Source organism: Xanthomonas maliensis, from assembly GCF_009192945.1.
GTDB classification, from domain to species: Bacteria; Pseudomonadota; Gammaproteobacteria; order Xanthomonadales; family Xanthomonadaceae; genus Xanthomonas; species Xanthomonas maliensis.
On the sequence record NZ_NSET01000094.1, the window covers coordinates 1 to 17,968 of the forward strand.

Annotated in this window: 13 protein-coding genes and 1 other RNA gene; 3 read left to right on the forward strand and 11 right to left on the reverse strand. The window is 65.3% G+C overall.

What is annotated here, in order from left to right; genetic code table 11:
• Positions 1 to 17: 17 nt before the first annotated feature.
• From era to rpoE, 8 genes are all read right to left on the reverse strand, one after another.
• Positions 18 to 914, reverse strand: coding sequence for a GTPase Era (gene era, locus CKY51_RS21395; protein ID WP_022973375.1), 897 nt, complete (start codon positions 912 to 914; stop codon positions 18 to 20).
• Entirely contained in the window at positions 911 to 1,591 is a 681-nt protein-coding gene (rnc, locus tag CKY51_RS21400; RefSeq protein ID WP_022973374.1) for a ribonuclease III, read from the reverse strand. The genes era and rnc overlap by 4 nt, the downstream gene beginning before the upstream one ends.
• On the reverse strand, positions 1,581 to 1,991 hold the full coding sequence (locus tag CKY51_RS21405; RefSeq protein ID WP_031340328.1) for a DUF4845 domain-containing protein: 411 nt from the start codon (positions 1,989 to 1,991) through the stop codon (positions 1,581 to 1,583). The genes rnc and CKY51_RS21405 overlap by 11 nt, the downstream gene beginning before the upstream one ends.
• The gene (gene lepB, locus CKY51_RS21410; protein ID WP_152249942.1) at positions 1,991 to 2,791 is read right to left on the reverse strand and encodes a signal peptidase I; all 801 of its coding nucleotides are present in this window, start codon (positions 2,789 to 2,791) and stop codon (positions 1,991 to 1,993) included. Before lepB ends, CKY51_RS21405 begins: the two co-directional genes overlap by 1 nt.
• A gap of 103 nt (positions 2,792 to 2,894) precedes the next feature.
• Complete coding sequence (lepA, locus tag CKY51_RS21415) at positions 2,895 to 4,685, reverse strand: translation elongation factor 4 (protein WP_022973371.1); 1,791 nt, start codon at positions 4,683 to 4,685, stop codon at positions 2,895 to 2,897.
• A gap of 171 nt (positions 4,686 to 4,856) precedes the next feature.
• A complete protein-coding gene (locus tag CKY51_RS21420; protein WP_022973370.1) occupies positions 4,857 to 6,431 on the reverse strand; it encodes a DegQ family serine endoprotease in 1,575 nt (524 codons plus the stop codon).
• Between the two features lie 106 nt (positions 6,432 to 6,537).
• Positions 6,538 to 7,416 (reverse strand): sigma-E factor negative regulatory protein, encoded by an 879-nt coding sequence (locus CKY51_RS21425; protein WP_022973369.1) that lies wholly within the window; start codon positions 7,414 to 7,416, stop codon positions 6,538 to 6,540.
• On the reverse strand, positions 7,413 to 8,033 hold the full coding sequence (gene rpoE, locus CKY51_RS21430) for an RNA polymerase sigma factor RpoE (RefSeq protein ID WP_022973368.1): 621 nt from the start codon (positions 8,031 to 8,033) through the stop codon (positions 7,413 to 7,415). The genes CKY51_RS21425 and rpoE overlap by 4 nt, the downstream gene beginning before the upstream one ends.
• Before the next feature lie 234 nt (positions 8,034 to 8,267).
• Between rpoE and CKY51_RS21435 the strand changes: the two genes are divergently transcribed.
• Positions 8,268 to 10,346, forward strand: coding sequence for a 3-hydroxyacyl-CoA dehydrogenase NAD-binding domain-containing protein (locus tag CKY51_RS21435; RefSeq protein WP_022973367.1), 2,079 nt, complete (start codon positions 8,268 to 8,270; stop codon positions 10,344 to 10,346).
• A 264-nt stretch (positions 10,347 to 10,610) separates the two neighbouring features.
• Here CKY51_RS21435 and CKY51_RS21440 read toward each other — a convergent pair whose 3' ends face one another.
• The 3 genes from CKY51_RS21440 to CKY51_RS21450 all read right to left on the reverse strand — a co-directional run bounded on the left by CKY51_RS21440 (position 10,611) and on the right by CKY51_RS21450 (position 15,913).
• Positions 10,611 to 13,463 (reverse strand): TonB-dependent receptor, encoded by a 2,853-nt coding sequence (locus CKY51_RS21440; protein WP_152249946.1) that lies wholly within the window; start codon positions 13,461 to 13,463, stop codon positions 10,611 to 10,613.
• A gap of 389 nt (positions 13,464 to 13,852) precedes the next feature.
• Positions 13,853 to 15,439, reverse strand: a complete 1,587-nt coding sequence (locus CKY51_RS21445) for a sulfotransferase (RefSeq protein WP_031340317.1) — start codon at positions 15,437 to 15,439, stop codon at positions 13,853 to 13,855.
• A gap of 39 nt (positions 15,440 to 15,478) precedes the next feature.
• A complete protein-coding gene (locus tag CKY51_RS21450; RefSeq protein ID WP_152249948.1) occupies positions 15,479 to 15,913 on the reverse strand; it encodes a hypothetical protein in 435 nt (144 codons plus the stop codon).
• 375 nt (positions 15,914 to 16,288) lie between these two features.
• On the opposite strand from CKY51_RS21450, the gene CKY51_RS21455 reads away from it, so the two are divergent.
• Both CKY51_RS21455 and CKY51_RS21460 read left to right on the forward strand, forming a co-directional pair.
• A complete protein-coding gene (locus tag CKY51_RS21455) occupies positions 16,289 to 17,827 on the forward strand; it encodes a sulfotransferase family protein (protein WP_152249950.1) in 1,539 nt (512 codons plus the stop codon).
• Positions 17,828 to 17,888: 61 nt separating this feature from the next.
• Positions 17,889 to 17,964: non-coding RNA, sX9 sRNA (locus CKY51_RS21460), on the forward strand.
• Positions 17,965 to 17,968: the final 4 nt, after the last annotated feature.

Here is a 17,968-nt window from a genome sequence, read left to right on the forward strand (position 1 = left end):
CCCGAGTCCCGGCTTTTTCATTCGTAGCCGAAGGCCTTCAATGCGGCCTCGTCGTCCGACCAGCCCTCGCGGACCCGGACCCAGGTCTCCAGGAACACCTTGGCACCGAACAGGCGTTCCATCTGCAAACGCGCTTTGGCGCCGATCTCCTTCAGTCGCGTCCCGCCTTTGCCGATCACGATCGCCTTCTGACCTTCGCGCTCGACCCAGATCACCGCGCCGATGCGTAACAGGGCACCATCTTCGGCGAAGCGCTCGATCTCCACCGTGGTCGCATAGGGCAGCTCTTCGCCCAACTGGCGCATCAGCTGCTCGCGGACCAACTCGCCCGCCAAAAAGCGCTGACTGCGGTCGGTGATCTCGTCCTCGCCGAACATCGGCTCGGCCTCGGGCACCAGGCGCAACAGATCGGTGGCCAAGGCCTCCAGTCCCTTGCGCTTGAGCGCGGACACCGGATGCACCGCAGCAAAGCTGCGTCCGTCGCTGACCTGGGCCAGGAACGGCAATAACGCCGATTTGTCCTTCAGTCGGTCGACCTTGTTGACCACCAGGACCACCGGTACCTGCGCATCGCTGAGCACGTTGAATGCGAGGGTGTCCTCCTCGTCCCAACGCCCGGCTTCGATCACCAGCACCGCCGCGTCCACGCCTTCCAACGAGCCGCGCGCAGCGCGATTCATCACCCGATTCATCGCGCGCTTTTGCTCGCGATGCAATCCCGGCGTATCGACCAACATCAACTGGCCTTCTGGGAAGGTGGCGATGCCCAGCAATCGGTGCCGCGTCGTCTGCGGACGATTGGACACGATGCTGACCTTGGCACCGACCAACGCATTGGTGAGGGTGGACTTGCCGACGTTCGGCCGGCCGATCACGGCAACGCTGCCGCTACGATGGGGAGAGGTTGCGCTCACGTGTGCGAATCCAATTGTGCGATGACGGTAGCGGCGGCCTGCTGCTCGGCGATACGCCGCGAGGTGCCTTGCCCTTCGGCCCGGGCGGCCGGCTGCTGCAGGATGCAGGCGACGTGGAACTGCTTGGCGTGCTCGTCGCCACTTTCGCTGATCAACGCGTATTGCGGCAACGGCAATTGGCGCGCCTGCAGCCATTCCTGCAGCCGCGTCTTGGCATCCTTTTCCGCCTTGCCGACCGGCAGCGCGGCCAGCGACGGCTCGAACCACGGCAACACCACCGCGCGGCAACGCTCGAAACCCGCGTCCAGGTAGATGGCCGCCACGATCGCCTCCACCGCGTCGGCCAGGATGGAGTCGCGCCGGTGGCCGCCAGACTTCAGTTCGCCCGGCCCCAGGGTCAGGCGTTCGCCCAGATTGAGCGTGCGGCCGATCACCGCAAGCGCAGGTTCGCGCACCAGTTCGGCCCGCGCGCGGGTCAATGCGCCCTCATCGGCCTTGGGCCAGCGCTGGTACAGCGCCTCGGCCACCAGCAGGTTGACGATGCCGTCGCCAAGGAACTCAAGCCGTTCGTTGTGCGGCACGCCGGCACTGCGATGGCGCAGTGCCTGGGCGAGCAGGGCCGGATCGGCGAATGCGTGGCCGATCGCGTCACCCCGCTGGAAGCTGCTATTCGCCACTACCACGCCTGGTCAGATCCTGCGATGTATCGAACTTGCCGACGACGTCGAGGTTGCCCACCAGCTCGCGGCGGACCTCGTAGTTCACCTTCATCTGCCAGCCGCCTTCGATGCGCTCGAACTTGACGTTTTCTTTCTTCACGTGATCGGAGTAATTGATGTCGAGCCGCTTGAAGAACATGTCCTGCAGCTTGGAAGGATCCATGTCGGCGCTGCCGACCTCGTTGGCCAGCCCTTTCATCGAGGTGCGAACCGCGTAGTACTCCTGGTACATCGGGAACAGCTTCATGCCGATGTACAAGGCAAACCCGACCACCGCCAGCACCATCACGAACGACATCAACGTCATACCGCTCTGTTTGCGCTTCATTGCTCTCCCCCAAGCACGCCCGGCGTGCATCACTGAATGCCTGTTCCGATCCGTGAGGGATCGAAACTCCCCTTGCAGAACCAGCCTTCACAGTTGAGCCAGATCAGGAACGCCTTGCCGCGCAGATTGGCCTCGGGCAGGAAATGCGTCTGCGTCCAGAACCGGCTGTCCTCGCTGTTGTCGCGATTGTCGCCCATCACGAAATAGCTGTCGGCCGGCACCGTCCAGTCGCCCTGCCCAGCCGGCATGTTGCGGCCCAGCCATTCCAGCACGGTATGCGTGCGGCCCGGGAGCTCCTCCACCAACAAGGTGGTACCGGTCATCTCGGCGCCCTTGCCCTTGCCGATGTACTCGCCCTTGACCTGATAGCGCATCGGCTTGTCGTTGATGTACAGCGTATCGCCGTGGAAACCGATGCGATCGCCCGGCAAGCCGACCACGCGCTTGATCCAGTTCTGATCCGGCGCATGCGGCGGCTTGAACACCACCACGTCGCCGCGCTGCGGCTCCCCGGTCGGGATGATCTTGGTGTTGGTGATCGGCAGGCGGAAACCGTAGGCGAACTTGTTGACCAGGATGAAGTCGCCGATCAGCAGATTCGGCATCATCGAGCTGGAGGGGATCTTGTACGGCTCGGCAACGAAGCTGCGCAGGATGAGCACCACCGCCAGCACCGGAAAGAAGGCGCGGGAATAATCGATGATGGCCGGCTCGGTATCCAGCAGGCCGGCACGGGCCGCCCGGCGCTTGGCCAGGAACAGCTTGTCCAGCAGCCAGATGAAACCGGTGCCCAACGTCAGCACCACCAGCACGATTTCAAACCATTTCATTGATGTTCCTTCGGAACGGAATGCGGAATTGGAGATTGGGGATCCACCGTCAGCCGGAGTCGGCAAGCCTTGCCAATCCCGAATCACGCCTGGCGAATCCCGGTTACTTATCCATCTGCAGCACGGCCAGGAACGCCTCCTGCGGAATCTCCACACGACCGACCTGCTTCATGCGCTTCTTGCCTTCCTTCTGCTTTTCCAACAGCTTCTTCTTGCGCGAAACGTCGCCACCATAGCACTTGGCCAGCACGTTCTTGCGCATCGCCTTGACCGTGGTGCGGGCGATCACTTGCGAGCCGATGGCTGCCTGGATTGCCACGTCGAACATCTGCCGCGGGATCAATTCCTTCATCTTTTCGCACAACTCGCGGCCGCGTCGGTCGGCATGGCTCCGGTGGGCGATCAACGACAAGGCATCGACCTTGTCGCCGTTGATCAGCACGTCCACGCGCACGAACGGACCGACATCAAAACGCACGAAGCTGTAGTCCAGCGAGGCATAGCCGCGGCTGACGGACTTGAGCTTGTCGAAGAAGTCCAGCACCACCTCGGCCATCGGCAGCTCGTAGCTGATCTGCACCTGGCTGCCCATGTAGTTGATGCCGAGCTGGTTGCCGCGTTTTTCCTCGCACAACTTGATGATGTTGCCGATGTACTCCTCGGGCGTGAGGATGTTGGCGCGGATGATCGGCTCGCGGATCTCCTCGACCATGTTCACCGGCGGCAGCTTGGCCGGGTTGTCCATCATCACCACGCTGCCGTCGGTCTTGAGCACCTCGTAGATCACCGTCGGCGCGGTCGTGATCAGGTCCAGGTTGTATTCCCGCTCCAGCCGCTCCTGCACGATTTCCATATGCAGCATGCCGAGGAAGCCGCAGCGGAAGCCAAACCCCATCGCCTCGGAACTTTCCGGCTCGAAGCGCAGCGCCGCATCGTTCAGGCGCAGCTTGTCCAGCGCCTCGCGCAGATTGGGATAGTCCTCGGCGTCGACCGGGAACAAGCCGGCGAATACGCGCGGCTGCATTTCCTGGAAGCCCGGCAAGGCATGCGGCGCCGGATCGCCGGCCAGCGTCAGCGTGTCGCCGACCGGGGCACCATGCACATCCTTGATGCTGGCGGTGACCCAGCCCACTTCGCCGGCGGACAACTTCTTCAACGGGGTGCGCTTGGGCGTGAACACGCCGACCGCATCGACCTGGTGTGCGCGGCCGGTCGACATCACCAATAGCTTGTCGCCCGGCTTGATCTCGCCTTGCATCACCCGCACCAGCGACACCACGCCCAAGTAGTTGTCGAACCAGGAATCGATGATCAGCGCCTGCAGCTTGTCGGTATCGCGCGGCACCGGCGGCGGGATGCGCTGCACGATCGCCTCCAGTACCAGATCGACGTTCAGGCCGGTCTTGGCGCTCACCGGCACCGCATCGGCAGCGTCGATGCCGATCACGGCCTCGATTTCGTTCTTGGCACGCTCGATGTCGGCGGTGGGCAGGTCGATCTTGTTCAGCACCGGCACCACTTCCAGCCCCTGCTCCACCGCGGTGTAGCAGTTGGCGACCGACTGCGCCTCCACGCCCTGCGCCGCATCGACCACCAGCAAGGCGCCTTCGCAGGCCGCCAGCGAGCGACTGACTTCATAGGAGAAGTCGACGTGGCCGGGGGTATCGATGAAGTTCAGATAGTAGGTCTGCCCATCCTTGGCCTTGTACGGCAGTGAGACGGACTGCGCCTTGATGGTGATGCCGCGTTCGCGCTCGATCGGATTGGAGTCGAGGACCTGGGCCTCCATCTCGCGGGCCTGCAGGCCACCACACAGCTGGATGATCCGGTCGGCCAGGGTCGATTTGCCGTGGTCGACGTGGGCGATGATGGAGAAGTTGCGGATGTTCCGCATTGAATCAGAGGACATTGAGGTGGGCGGCGGCGCAGCCGTCGTCAGGATAACGCCGCATTATCGCATGCCGGCGGGGCCGATAGCGGCTCCCGCCGGCGCCCCGGCGGCCGCGCGTTCGGGCCAGGCGACCGCCTGGCCCCGGCAACGCCCGCCCGCCAGCGCAGCGCTGGATCAGCCGCCTGCCTTCAATGCGACGTAGCTGGTGGCCTTGCCGTCGGTGACCAGCAGCATGATCACGTCGCCCTTCTTGTAGCTGGCCAGGGCGCGGTTGAGCTCGGCCACGCTGCCGACCTTGGTCCGGCCGACCCGGGCAATCACCAGGCCCGGCGCCAGCGACGGCTGGGTATTGCGGGCGGCTGCACCCGTCACCGCGGCGATCCGTACGCCCTCGCCCGCTTCCAGGCCCATCCGGCTACGCTCGACGGCGGTGAGGTCGGCCACCTGCAGACCCAGCAGCTCGACACTTGCCGGCGCGGCCGGCTTGGCATCGGCCGCAGCCGCGCGCGGCGCTGCGGCGCCCGCATCGTCCTTGAGCGCCGCCAAGGTCACCGTCACCTTGCGCGGCTTGCCATCGCGCAGCACGTCCAGGGTGACCTTGGTGCCGGGCGGCATCAGGCCGATCATCGGCGGCAGATCACTGGCGACGTCGATCGGCTTACCGTTGACCGAACGGATCACATCGCCCACTTCAATGCCGGCCTTGGCAGCCGGGCTGTCGCCGGGAATATCGTTGACCAGCGCGCCGCGGGTATCCGGCAGCCCCAGCCCCTGCGCCTTCAGGCTGTCGATCGGGCCCACCTGCACGCCCAGCATGCCGCGGCTGACGTGGCCGGTCGCCTTGATCTGCTCGGCGGCGCTGTAGGCCAGGTCGATGGGGATCGCGAAACTGATGCCCATGTAACCGCCGGAAGCGGAGAAAATCTGCGAGTTGATGCCGACCACCTCGCCACGGGTATTAAGCAGCGGTCCGCCGGAGTTGCCCTGGTTGATCGCCACGTCGGTCTGGATGAACGGCACATAGCGCTGATCGGCATACGGATTGCTGCGACCGATGGCGCTGACGATGCCGGCGGTCACCGAATGGTCCAGGCCAAACGGTGAGCCGATCGCCACCACCCACTGTCCAGGCTTGAGCGTGTTGGAATCGCCGATGCGCACCGTCGGCAGGTTTTTGCCGTCGATCTTCAGCAGCGCTACGTCGTATTGTTCGTCGCTGCCGACCACCTTGGCCTTGAATTCGCGCCGATCGGTGAGCTTGACCGTCACTTCGCTGGCGCCATCGACCACATGGTGGTTGGTCAGCACATAGCCATCGGGCGAGATGATGAAGCCCGAGCCCATCGACTTGCCGGCGATGCCGCCATCATCATCGCCCTGTCCCTGCCCCGGCCCCTGACGCGGACCACCCGGCATCTGAAACCCCGGACCGAAGAACCGCCGGAAGAACTCCGGGATCTGCTCGTCGTCGGGCATGGCGCCGTTGTCCGGTCCGCCGCGGCGCGCGCGCGCCATCGCATCCTTGCGAGTGATGGTGGTTTCGACATTGACCACGCCGGGGCCGACCTGCTCGACCAGGTTGGTGAAATCCGGCAACCCGGCCACCAACTGGGGAGCCGGCGTGGCGCTGCGATTGACCGCAATCGGCGCGCTAGGCTTGGCGGGTGCGTCGGTCTGCTGCGCGCAGGCGGCCAACGGCAGGGTCATGGCCAGCAGGCCGAACATCTGGGTACGGATGCGTGAGTTCATCAGGTTGCCTCCGATGGCAGGGCGACAGGGACCGAGGCCCGTGCGTACGCGCGGGTTCGGTAAAGGGACAAGACCGGGAACAACGTGCCGGAAACCGGCAGTGACCTCATTCCCGCGGCGGTGGCGACGGCCGCACCGTCGCGCTGCCAGCAGGCGCCGACGGCTGCGCCGCCGGCTCGAAGGGATAGAACGCGCGTGTCGGGCTGCCGCCGCTGAAGCTGGCATTGAGCGGACTGTCGCCAGCACCGGACAACAGGGCCCGCGGCCAAGGGCGCGATTGCAGCGTGGTTTCCGGATGGGTGAACGGCGCCACCGTCGCGCCCGCTACCGCAGAGGCGGGCGCGGACGCCGGCGCGGTGGCGAGCATACGCGCCGGCGCCTGCTGGCGCGTGGCGACAACGCCACGCGTGGCTTGCTGCTGACGGGTCGCGCTACGGCGGGCCGAGGCCAACGCAGCAGCGGGCACCGCACTGGCCAGGGTCGCGACTGCATCCGGATCCGCTGGCGCCCGCGGAGGCTGCGGAACCTGCGCCACCTGCGGCGGCTGCGGGACGCGGGCAGCAGTGGCGAAGACCGGAACTGGCGCATCCGGCGTTGGCGCAGCGATGTCGGGCAGGCGCTCGCGCGCCATGAACAACGCAATCGCCGCCACCGATGCGGCGATTGCCGCACCGCCCCCCCATCGCCAGCGCGCTGCCGTCGCGGCCGGGCGCGGTGCACGCTGGGGTGCCGGCGCTTCGGCCACTGCTGCGCGCACACGAGCGGCGAAATCCAGCGGCGCCGGCGCCGTGGCGGCGCCGCGCAAGACATCGCCGCACAGTTGCCAACGTTCATGGCAACCGGCCAGCTCTTCGTCGTGCGCCAACCTGCGCAGCAGGAAGCGCGACTCGTCGGCATTCAACTCGCCATCCATCAATGCGGACAGCTGTTGCCGATAGTGGCGCTCGAACTTGTCGGTGGTGGACATGTCGGGATTCTGGCTCATACGCGGGTTCGCTCACGGGATGGGCTATCGGCCTCCAGCAGAGGCCGCAGCTCGGTGTCGATGGCGTCGCGGGCGCGGAAGATGCGCGAGCGCACCGTTCCGATCGGGCAATCCATCCTCTGCGCGATTTCCTCGTAGCTCAGTCCATCCACCTCGCGCAGGGTGATGGCCATCCGGAGTTCTTCCGGCAAGGCTTGGACAGCGCGCATCACCGTTTGTTCCAGCTCCTGTCGCATGAGTTCACGCTCCGGGGTGTCGGTATCGCGCAACCGCGCCGCGCCATCGAACTGCTCGGCATCGCTGACGTCGATGTCGTCGGTTGGCGGACGGCGGTTGTGGGCAACCAGATGATTCTTGGCAGTGTTCACGGCAATGCGGTGCAACCAGGTATAGAACTGGGCGTCGCCGCGGAAGTTCCCGATCGCGCGATAGGCACGCACGAACGTATCCTGGGCCACGTCCTGACATTCGCTCCAGTCGGCGACGTAACGCCCGATCAGGGCGACGATCCGATGCTGGTATTTGCGCACCAGCACATCGAACGCCGCGCTGTCGCCGCGCTGTACGCGCCGGACCAGTTCCAGGTCCAGCTCCTGAGGTGTATCGACTTCGGCCATGTGGGGCCGCACTCCTGTCAGCCCACCGAAGTCGGGCAATAAGACCGCCGTTGAAGAAAAAAGTTCATGCCGTCCAGATCACGCATTGCCCCCAGGGTAGCGGGCCCACGGCGAGGTTGGCGATGCCCCGGGACGTGGACGCTGCCGGCCCCGCGACTGGATGGGCATTTGACGTGAAGGAAACAACCTCTGGATGATAACGGCCTTTCCATACATCGCCGGATGGCCAGACGCATGCTTCCAGGTTTCGACGGACTCCGATTCAGCCATTGGCAGGCCGACCTGCGCGAGGACGGCGTACTGGTCCTGGCTCTCGACCGCCAAGGTGCGGCCGTCAATGCGTTCTCGCAAGACGTGTTGCTCGAACTGGGCAGCCTGGTCGAGCGCCTGGCGCTGGATCCGCCCAAGGGCGTGGTGCTGCGCTCAGGCAAGGCCAACGGCTTCATCGCTGGAGCAGATTTAAAGGAATTCCAGGAGTTCGACCGCAAGGGCACCGTCAACGATGCCATTCGTCGCGGCCAGGACGTTTTCCAGAAGCTGGCCGAGCTGCCCTGCCCCACCGTCGCTGCCATCCACGGCTTCTGCATGGGCGGCGGCACTGAAATCGCGCTGGCCTGCCGCTATCGCGTGGCCTCCGATGACGGCAGCACGCGCATCGGGCTGCCCGAAACCAAGCTGGGCATCTTTCCCGGCTGGGGCGGCAGCGCCCGCTTGCCGCGCCTGATCGGCGCGCCGGCGGCGATGGACCTGATGCTGACCGGGCGCACCGTGTCGGCCAAGGCCGCGCGCGCGATGGGCCTGGTCGACAAGGTCGCCGCGCCCGCCGTCCTGGTCGACGCGGCCGCGGCGCTGGCCTTGTCGGGCACCACCCGCCCGTTCAAGCAACGCCTCACCGGCTGGGCCAGCAATACGTTCCCGGCGCGCAAGCTGCTGGCGCCGCAGATGCGCAAGCAGGTCGCACGCAAGGCGCGCAAGGAGCACTACCCAGCGCCGTATGCGTTGATCGATGTATGGGAACGCGCCGGCGGCAGCGGCATCCAGGCGCGCCTGGCCGCTGAGCGCAAGGCCGTGGTCAAACTCGCCAGTACCCCGACCGCGCGCAACCTGATCCGGATCTTCTTCCTGACCGAACGCTTGAAGTCGCTCGGCAGCCGCGACGGCGCCGCCGCGCTGCCGCCGATCCGCCACGTGCACGTGGTTGGTGCCGGCGTGATGGGCGGCGATATCGCGGCCTGGGCGGCCTACAAGGGCTTCGAGGTCACCTTGCAGGATCGTGAGCAGCGTTTCATCGACACGGCGCTGGCCCGCGGTGGCGAGTTGTTCGACAAGCGGGTCAAGGATGCAGCCAAGCGCCCGGCCGTCGCCGCACGGCTGCGCGGCGACCTGGCAGGTGCCGGGGTGGCGCAGGCCGATCTGCTGATCGAGGCCATCATCGAAAATCCGCAGGCAAAGCGCGAGCTGTACCAGACGGTCGAACCGCAGCTCAAGCCCGACGCGCTGCTGACCACCAATACCTCTTCGATCCCGCTGACCGAATTGCGCGGACACCTGCAGCGCCCGACACAGTTCGCCGGCCTGCACTACTTCAATCCGGTGGCGATGATGCCGCTGGTGGAGATCGTCCAGCACGACGGCCTGGATGCAGCCAACGTGGCGAGACTGGCAGCGTTCTGCAAGGCGCTGGACAAATTTCCGGTGCCGGTGGCCGGCACGCCCGGCTTCCTGGTCAATCGCGTGCTGTTCCCCTACCTGCTCGAAGCGGCCACCGCCTACGCCGACGGCGTGCCGGGACCGGTGATCGACAAGGCGGCGGTGAAGTTCGGCATGCCGATGGGCCCGATCGAGCTGATCGACACCGTCGGCCTGGACGTGGCGGCCGGCGTCGGCGCCGAATTGGCGCCCTTCCTCGACCTGCCCATCCCCGCCGCACTGGCGACGGTTGCGCCGGACAAGCGCGGCAAGAAGGATGGCCAGGGCTTGTACAAGTGGGAGAACGGCCGTGCGGTTAAGCCGGAAGTCCCGAGCGGTACCGAGGTACCTGCGGACCTGGAAGACCGACTGATCCTGCCGCTGCTCAACGAAGCGGTCGCCTGCCTGCACGAGGGCGTGGTCGCCGATGCCGACCTGCTGGACGCGGGCGTCATCTTCGGCACCGGCTTTGCGCCCTTCCGCGGCGGCCCGATCCAATACATCCGCAGCACCGGTGCCGACGCATTGCTGGCAAGGCTGCAAGCGCTGCAAACGCGTTATGGCGCGCGCTTCAGCCCGCGCCCGGGCTGGGAATCGCCGCTGCTGCGCGAACCGGCGGCATAACGCACCTCCAGTCTGGGCATGCAGGCGGGCCGCACACGGCGGCCCACCCGCCGCCATGCACCGGCAACACACGCCGCGCAAGCAGCGTCTGCCCCAGACCAAACGTCGAAATCCAGAGACTGCGGCTGCCGCGTTCACTGCCTGCGTACGGCCTGCAGGCGTTCCCACCCTGGGCGACCTACAGCCTTGCCGCCGACCACAGGGCGATAGCGGCCGCGACGCAATGACGGGCAACCCGCCACTGCGCCGCAGCCGACACGACGCTTAGAAGCGCAGCCCCACACTGGTGAAGAAGTAGCGTCCCGCCTGGTCGTAACCACTCAGCGAATTACCGTTGTAGGCCAGGCTGCCACCCACCAATGGCGGCTCCTTGTCGGCGATATTGTTGATGCCGACCGTCCAGGTCACGTAGTCGCCCAGCTGCACCGAACCGGAAAGGTCCAGATAGTTATAGGCCGACACCTTGTTGCCCTGATTGACCAGGCGCACATCGGTGGTCCCGACGGTACCGTCGGTATTGCGGTAGTCCAGTTCACCGATATAGCGCCAGCGCAGCCCGACGGTGTAGCGATCGATGTTGTAGCGCGCGCTCAGCACGTGCCGCCATTCCGGACTTTGGCAGGCCACATTGACGACCCCGGCGCAGTCGTAGGTCACTTCCTGCACGCCCGGAACCGGCTCGTACTCCTGCTTGATGACATAGCTGCCCATGAGCGAGGCATTCAAGCGGCCCGGCCCGATGTTCCAGGCGTACGAAACGGTCAGATCCACGCCCTGGAAATGCAATGAGCCGAAGTTGTCCAGCGAATTGAACACCAGACCCGAGCTATCCAGCTCGCTGCCACGGAACAGATCACCGGTCACCGCGTTGCGACGGATGCGGCTGCAGATGTCCGCGTTACCGGTCACGCCGCAGGCGGTGAGGATGTTGGACGAACCAATGGCACGGATTGCGTCCTCGATCTTGATGTCGTAGTAGTCCACGCTGAGGTCCAGACCACGCATCGGCGTCGCCGCGAAGCCGACCGTCCAGGTGTTGGCCGTCTCGGGGCGCAGACCGACATTGCCGCCACCGACCTGGTTGTACTGACCGGCCGGATTGGCCGCGACCCGGCCATACTGGGCCGCGGTCACCCCGGTGTTGGCGCACTGCGCCTGGGTGAAACTGGGATTGGCACCCGCACACGGATCGCTGCCGCTCCACAATCCGATGGTGTTGGCGTCGTACAACTCGGTGATGCTGGGCGCGCGGATCGCGCGGTTCCAGCCTGCACGCAGGTGGTACTTGCCGTCCTCGAAGGTCGCGCCCAGGCCAGCCTTGTAGGTGCTCACGCCGCCGGAGATGTCGTAGTCGGAGTAGCGATAGCCGAGCTGCATGTCCAGGTGGTCCAGGCTGCCCGCCTGCGCCAGCAGCGGCACGGCACTTTCCAGGAACAGCTCCTTGACGCTGATGTCGCCGGACACGCTACTGGTGGGACCGCCCAGACCGGTGAAGTTGCCTGCCTGCATGTTGCTGTCGGCAATGCGCTCGTAGGTTTCCGTCCTGGTCTCCACGCCGCCGACCAGGCTGATCGGATTGTCACCGGCCCACGGCAGGCCATAGCCGATATTGCCGGTGACATAGGCGTTGAACACTCGCATCGAGGTCTCGTAGTTGACGATGCCCACACCCTGCAGCGCCTGCGCCTCGGCCGCAGTGACGCTGTTGGTCCACACGCTGTAGGGCACGCATCCGTCGAACGAACCGGTGGGGCAACCCAACAGAGCATCGCGCACGCGGGTGGTCACGAAATCGTTGATGCTCTCGGACTTGGTCGTGCTGCGGTTGTAGGTGAACGATGCATCGTAGGACCAGTTGTCGTTGATGGCGCCACCGGCACCGGTGGTGATGCTGAAACTATTGCTGTCCGAATTGGTGATGCGCGGGCCGCCTTCGACATTGCGCTTGGCGACATACACCTGGAACTCATCGTCGGTGATGCCGACATCGCTGCACAGGGTTCCCAGCACCGCAGTGGCGCAATTGACGCTCAGATCGGTGAAAAAGGCCCCGGACGGCGCGATCTGGGTAGAGCTCTTGCGGTTGACGAACAGGGTTTCCAGATAGGGCTTGAAGTGCGAATTGACCTCGTACTTCAGGCTGCTTCCTGCCGTATAGCGGGTGTCGGGACGCTGGTAGTAGTTGACCGGCGCGTAGTTGTAAAGATTCGGCGAATCGACCGGTGCCCAGGCACCACTCGCCGATCGCTGGACATAGAATGCGCCGGCCGATGGCGCCACCACGTAGAAGTTCGCCGGATCGGCGGTGGCCGAACCACCGCACGCCGTGCCGCGGTTGCTGAGCGCGCACGACGAGTAGTCGCGCTGTCCCTGCAACAGCGGATCGTTTTCGCGCCAGGTCGCCCACGCCGTGGCATGGCCGGCCTCGCCGAAGCTGCCACCGATGGCCAGATCCACATTGCGGGAAATGCCATCGAAACCGGAATTTCCGCGCGGATAATCGTAGCCAGCCTCATCCATCAGGCCGCGCATCAGCCGATTGCCGTTGTCGTGCTGGTAGGCGTTGTAGCCCATGTCGACGCTGACGCCTTCGAACTCATCGTCCAGCACGAAGTTCACCACGCCGGCCACCGCATCGGAGCCGTACACCGCCGATGCGCCGCCGGTCAGGATATCCACTCGGCGTACCAGCGAGGCCGGAATGATGCTGATATCGGGGCTCTCGCCGATCCCTTTGGGAATGCGGCGCCCGTTGACCAGGGTCAACGTGCGTTGCGGGCCAAGCCCACGCAGATCGACCGTGGCATAGCCCTGGGATCCGTTATTGGAAAAATTATCGAACGTCGCCGCGAGTTGAGGATATTGATTGACGAGGTCTTCGACCTTGGTCGAGCCGGTGTACTGGAATTCTTCCTTGTTGATTTCCGCCACCGGGCTGGCGGCCGTCATCGCCTGGCTTTTGATGCGCGTTCCCGTCACGCTGATGGCATCCAGGCTCTTGGGCTCTGGCGCTGTCTGCTCCTGCGCACTCGCGGTCGCCGACAACGCAAGCGTTGCAACCCCCGCCGCAAGCGAAACCTTGATGGCATCGCGAAGCTTGCTGGTCTTCAATTTCATCTCTCTCTCCGATCATCCAAACGGATAGGCACAGCGCAACACGCAGGCATCGAAACGATGCACGCAGAGTGACTGCAATGACGTAGCGGGTGCTCAGGCGTCGTGGCAAACGCGCCGCGCGCAGGTTGAGTCAATCCCCAAACAACCCCGCCGAACCGATAGTAGGACAAGGTTCTCGAAAATTAAACAATCATTCAGAAACGCATCAAAAGGGTGCGCATTCGAACCAATTCGGTGCGGACTGTTGGCGATCGAATGCAGATGCGGGCAATACACTCTGTAGATGGTTTACGACACTGCCAAGCGAGCAGATCAATAGATTCAGCCGCACAGCGAACACGTCTGCACGCCCCGCTCGCAGCAGTCCTGGATGCAGTGCAGCTAGCGTTTCAGTCCGCTAGTGGCGTGTATCCCTCTACGAAAATGCCACCGACGTGCAACGCATTCGCCAGTGGAGCCAATGCCTGCAGATGTCGCCGCGAGCTATGGACAGAACGTTGATGGATCTGGCCGCGCACCTGCGCGGCACTCGCCGTCACGAACGCGACCTGCTCCACGTCGGATGGCTGCGCCTGCGCAGCCAAGCCGCAGCCATCCAGCACGCGCTGCAGTTGCGCCTCGGTGTCCGCTACCAGCTCCTCATAGCGGACATCCAGGATGCGCCCAGGCAGCATGGCATGCCAATGCATCATGGTCCGATGGTAGGCCAGGTAATACGCAGCCAGCTCTTGCTGTGTATAGGAGAACGAGTAGGCGTTGTAGAACAGCGTCTTGTACATCGCGTAACACGTGTCGAGCGGGTCGCGCACCAAGTGAATGATCCGCGCGCGCGGCAAGGCGGTGGCGATCATGCCGCAATACAGATAATTCACCGGCATCTTGTCGATCAACAGCGGGTGCTGGTCGACGGCCTCGCGCGCACCGCGTTCGTACTCGCGACCGAGCGCGGCGAAATCGATCCGCAGCGATGCCTCCGCCGAGCCGAGCTCAGGATGGCTGGCCATGCGCTGCGCGCTGGCATGCCCCAGCAACTGACCGAAGTCCATCAATTCCCCCGCCGAGCGCGCACCGGTGCGCTGGATCAACAGACGCTCCAGCAAGGTCGTGCCAGAACGCGGCAGTCCAACGATGAAGACCAGGCCGTCTCCACCATCGCCAGGCTGCAGGTTATCCAGCGCCTGCCGGTCATACACCGCGCGGATCCGGGCGATCTGCGTGCACTCGGCTTCCACGTCATAGCGGAGCGTCTTACGCTTGCAGTCGGCAGCGGCGGTCAATGCCGCAAAGGACGCGTCATGCCGCTCGAGATCCTCCAGCTCTTTCGCCAACGCATACAGACCTGCGGCGCGCGCGGCAGGATCGGCCAGTCCCTGCGCCAGACGCTGACGCAAATCGTCCAGATGATGGCGCTGCGCCGTCTGCCGGCGCAGTGTCGCCCGCAGATAGAGCGCATCGCCGGCATCCGGGGCCTGCTGCAGCACCCGTTGCAACGACTGCTCGGCAGCCTCGAAGGCGCCGCTGAAGAATTCCATGGTCGCCAGATCGTAGAGCAATGAGGGTTGCTCGCCGAGCAGGGATACCGCCTGTCGATACGCGTCCCGCGCTGCCACCACGTCCTGGCAACCGCTATACAGCGCGCCGATCCGCCACCAGGCAGCGCCGTCGTTGGCGGCCAGGGTCGCCGCTTGACGCGCCACCGCCTTGGCTTGCTGACGCCGCCGAAGCTGCAGCAATAGGCTCGCTTGTTTGATCAACAGCGCCAATGGCGTTGTCGCAGCGGCGACCGCTGCGCCGATATGAGCCAGCGCAGCCTCGGCATCGCCATTGGCCAGTTGCGCCTCGCTTGCGAACTCCAGCACCTGCGGATCTTGCGGCGCGCGCCGAACAAGCGCCTCTGCCAGCGCCGTCGCATCGGCGTAGCGACGCTGACGCAGCAACTGGTAGCCTGGACGCAGGTCGACGGCGGTCAACGTCACGCGGTGTTCCTTCTCATCGTCTGCCATCGCTCGCATCGCTCACTCCACCCGACGGGCACGCAGCGCCACGCCTGCGTGGGTGATGAGCAGATAACTTCCCAACGCGGCTTTGCGAATCTCCACCTGCTCTCCTGGGACCAAGGGACCGCGACCTCCGGGCTCGGTCAGCAGCCAGCGCTGCTGGTTGTCCAGCAGCACGCTGCGGCTGCCATCGCGCAGATAGCTGACGTCTCGCACGCTCGCCGAGATGCGCTCGACGGTCGCCGTCGACACGACTGGCGCGCGACCGAAGCGTCCCTGCTGCACCGCCGCCTCCGCGGCGATGGCCGCCTGCGTCGGTGGGAAGGCGGCGTCGTAGCAAGCCAAACGGGCAGCGCTGCCAGCGACCTCGGCACACGGGTGGGACGGCGGCTCGGCCATGGCCGCCCCCGTATATCCCGCAAGCAGGATCGCCAGCATTCCCCGTGTATCCATGACTCTGCGCTCCATCGATCATCGTCGAGCATACAAGGCCTTGTGGTCGCGCTGCACCTGCGTCTGCGCAACGCGCGTCGCGATCGAATGCACAGCGCAGACGGGAGCGTGTCGCGCACGGTGGCATCGACCGCGCGCCCAGCCGATGCGCTGCCATCGAGCAAACGCCAGCGTCCAGGCCGGTTGGATTGGCGCGCGGCGCCAGATCGATATGGAACCGCGGTTGTCCGCGTGGCCAGACGGCCGGCGACCCGCGCCAGCCTTGCGCGGCGGCCTGCCGCCAAGTCACGCTCGTGCCGCACCGCCTCATACCGCAAACGACAACCAGCGCCCGCTGCGCAAGAGGATCACTGGCTTTAAGCTGATGCTGACTCGATGGATCACCTTCCTCTGAACAGTTCGACCGCCGCCGCACTCAAGCATGCCGCCAACCTGATGCAATCGGGGCAGCTGGCGCAGGCGATTGCGGCCTATCGGCGCCTTCTGCAGGCAACCCCGCAGCTCGCCGATGCCTGGTACAACCTCGGTTACTTGCTAAGGCGCAGCGGCGACAGTGCCGCCGCGCTGGAAGCGTACGCGCAGGCATTGCGCCATGGCGCCGCGCAACCGGAACAGATCCACCTCAATCGGGCCGCGCTGCTGAGCACGCAGCTGCACCAGGACGCGGCGGCAGAGCGCGAGTTGCAGCAGGCACTGCGTTGCCACCCAGGCTACCCACCAGCGCTGCTCAATCTGGGGAACCTGCATGAGGAACTGGGCGCGCGCGCGTCGGCGATCGCCGCCTACACCGAGCTGAGTGCGGGCCGCTCGACGGCAGACGCATTCGCGCCGTTGCGATGGGAGGCGCGCGCGCGGCTATTGCACCTGCAACCTCCAACCAGTCAAGACGATCCGCGCCTGAGCACCTTGCAGGAATTCGCCACTGCACCTACGACCGACACTGCGCTGGCGGCCACCTTGCTACATGCCGTCGCGCAGGCCTACGACCGCTTGGGCCTGCACGCGCTTGCCTTCGACACCGCAGCCACGGCCAATGGCTACGGTCATACGGGTTGGCCGACCTATGTCCCGGAGCGGACGCAACAGCTGTTCGGCAGCATCGGCGAGGTCTTCGATCGCGCCATCGACAGCCTCGCCGCGCAATCGCCCGACACCTCAGCCGGCGCCGGACCGGAGCCGCTGTTCATCTGCGGCATGTTTCGCTCGGGATCGAGCCTGCTGGAACAGGTCCTGTCATGCCACCCACAGATAGACGCCGCTGGCGAGCTGGATGCCCTGCCGCGGCTGATTGCGCAGCAACTGCAGCCGTTTCCGCAGGCAGCGCGCGGCCTGAGCGCGACGATGGCCACGCAATTGGCGAGGACCTACAGGCAGCGCTTGGCCGCTGTCCCTGCAGCTGCGTCAACGCAACTGCGCTATGTCACCGACAAGCGGCTGGACAACTTCCAGTCGATCGGCCTGATCAAGCAGCTGTTTCCGCATGCAAAGATCGTGCATACCCGCAGGCATCCGCTGGACGTCGGCCTATCGATCTTCATGCAGCAGCTCAATCCGCGCACGTTCGCCTATGCCGGCCGCCTGGAGGACATCGGCCACTACTACGCAGCGCACGAGCGACTGATGCAACACTGGCAGCGGCTGTATCCAGCGAGTCTCCATGTGTTCGACTACGACGCTTTCGTCGCGGCTCCAGAGCAGACGCTGCGAGCCCTGTTGGCGTTCCTGCAACTGCCGTGGGCGCCGGAGTGCCTGGCATTCCACAAGGCGCGACGCGCGGTGCGCACCGCCAGCTACTGGCAGGTCAGGCGCCCACTGCATCGCGATGCCTCTGGCCGCTGGAGAGCCTACGCTGAGCAACTGGCACCGCTACGCGTCGCCTTGCTGCAGGCCGGGGTCACCTGCCCTGCCGACTAAGAGCAGGTAACAAAACGACTGCGCAGCCGCCAGGCGGGCGCGGCCGGTGCTCGGAATCCTCATGGACCACGCGTACACTGCGGTTCCTGCGCGCCGTCCGCGCCCACCTGACGGCTGCTCGCTACGTTTTGTTAGCCGCTC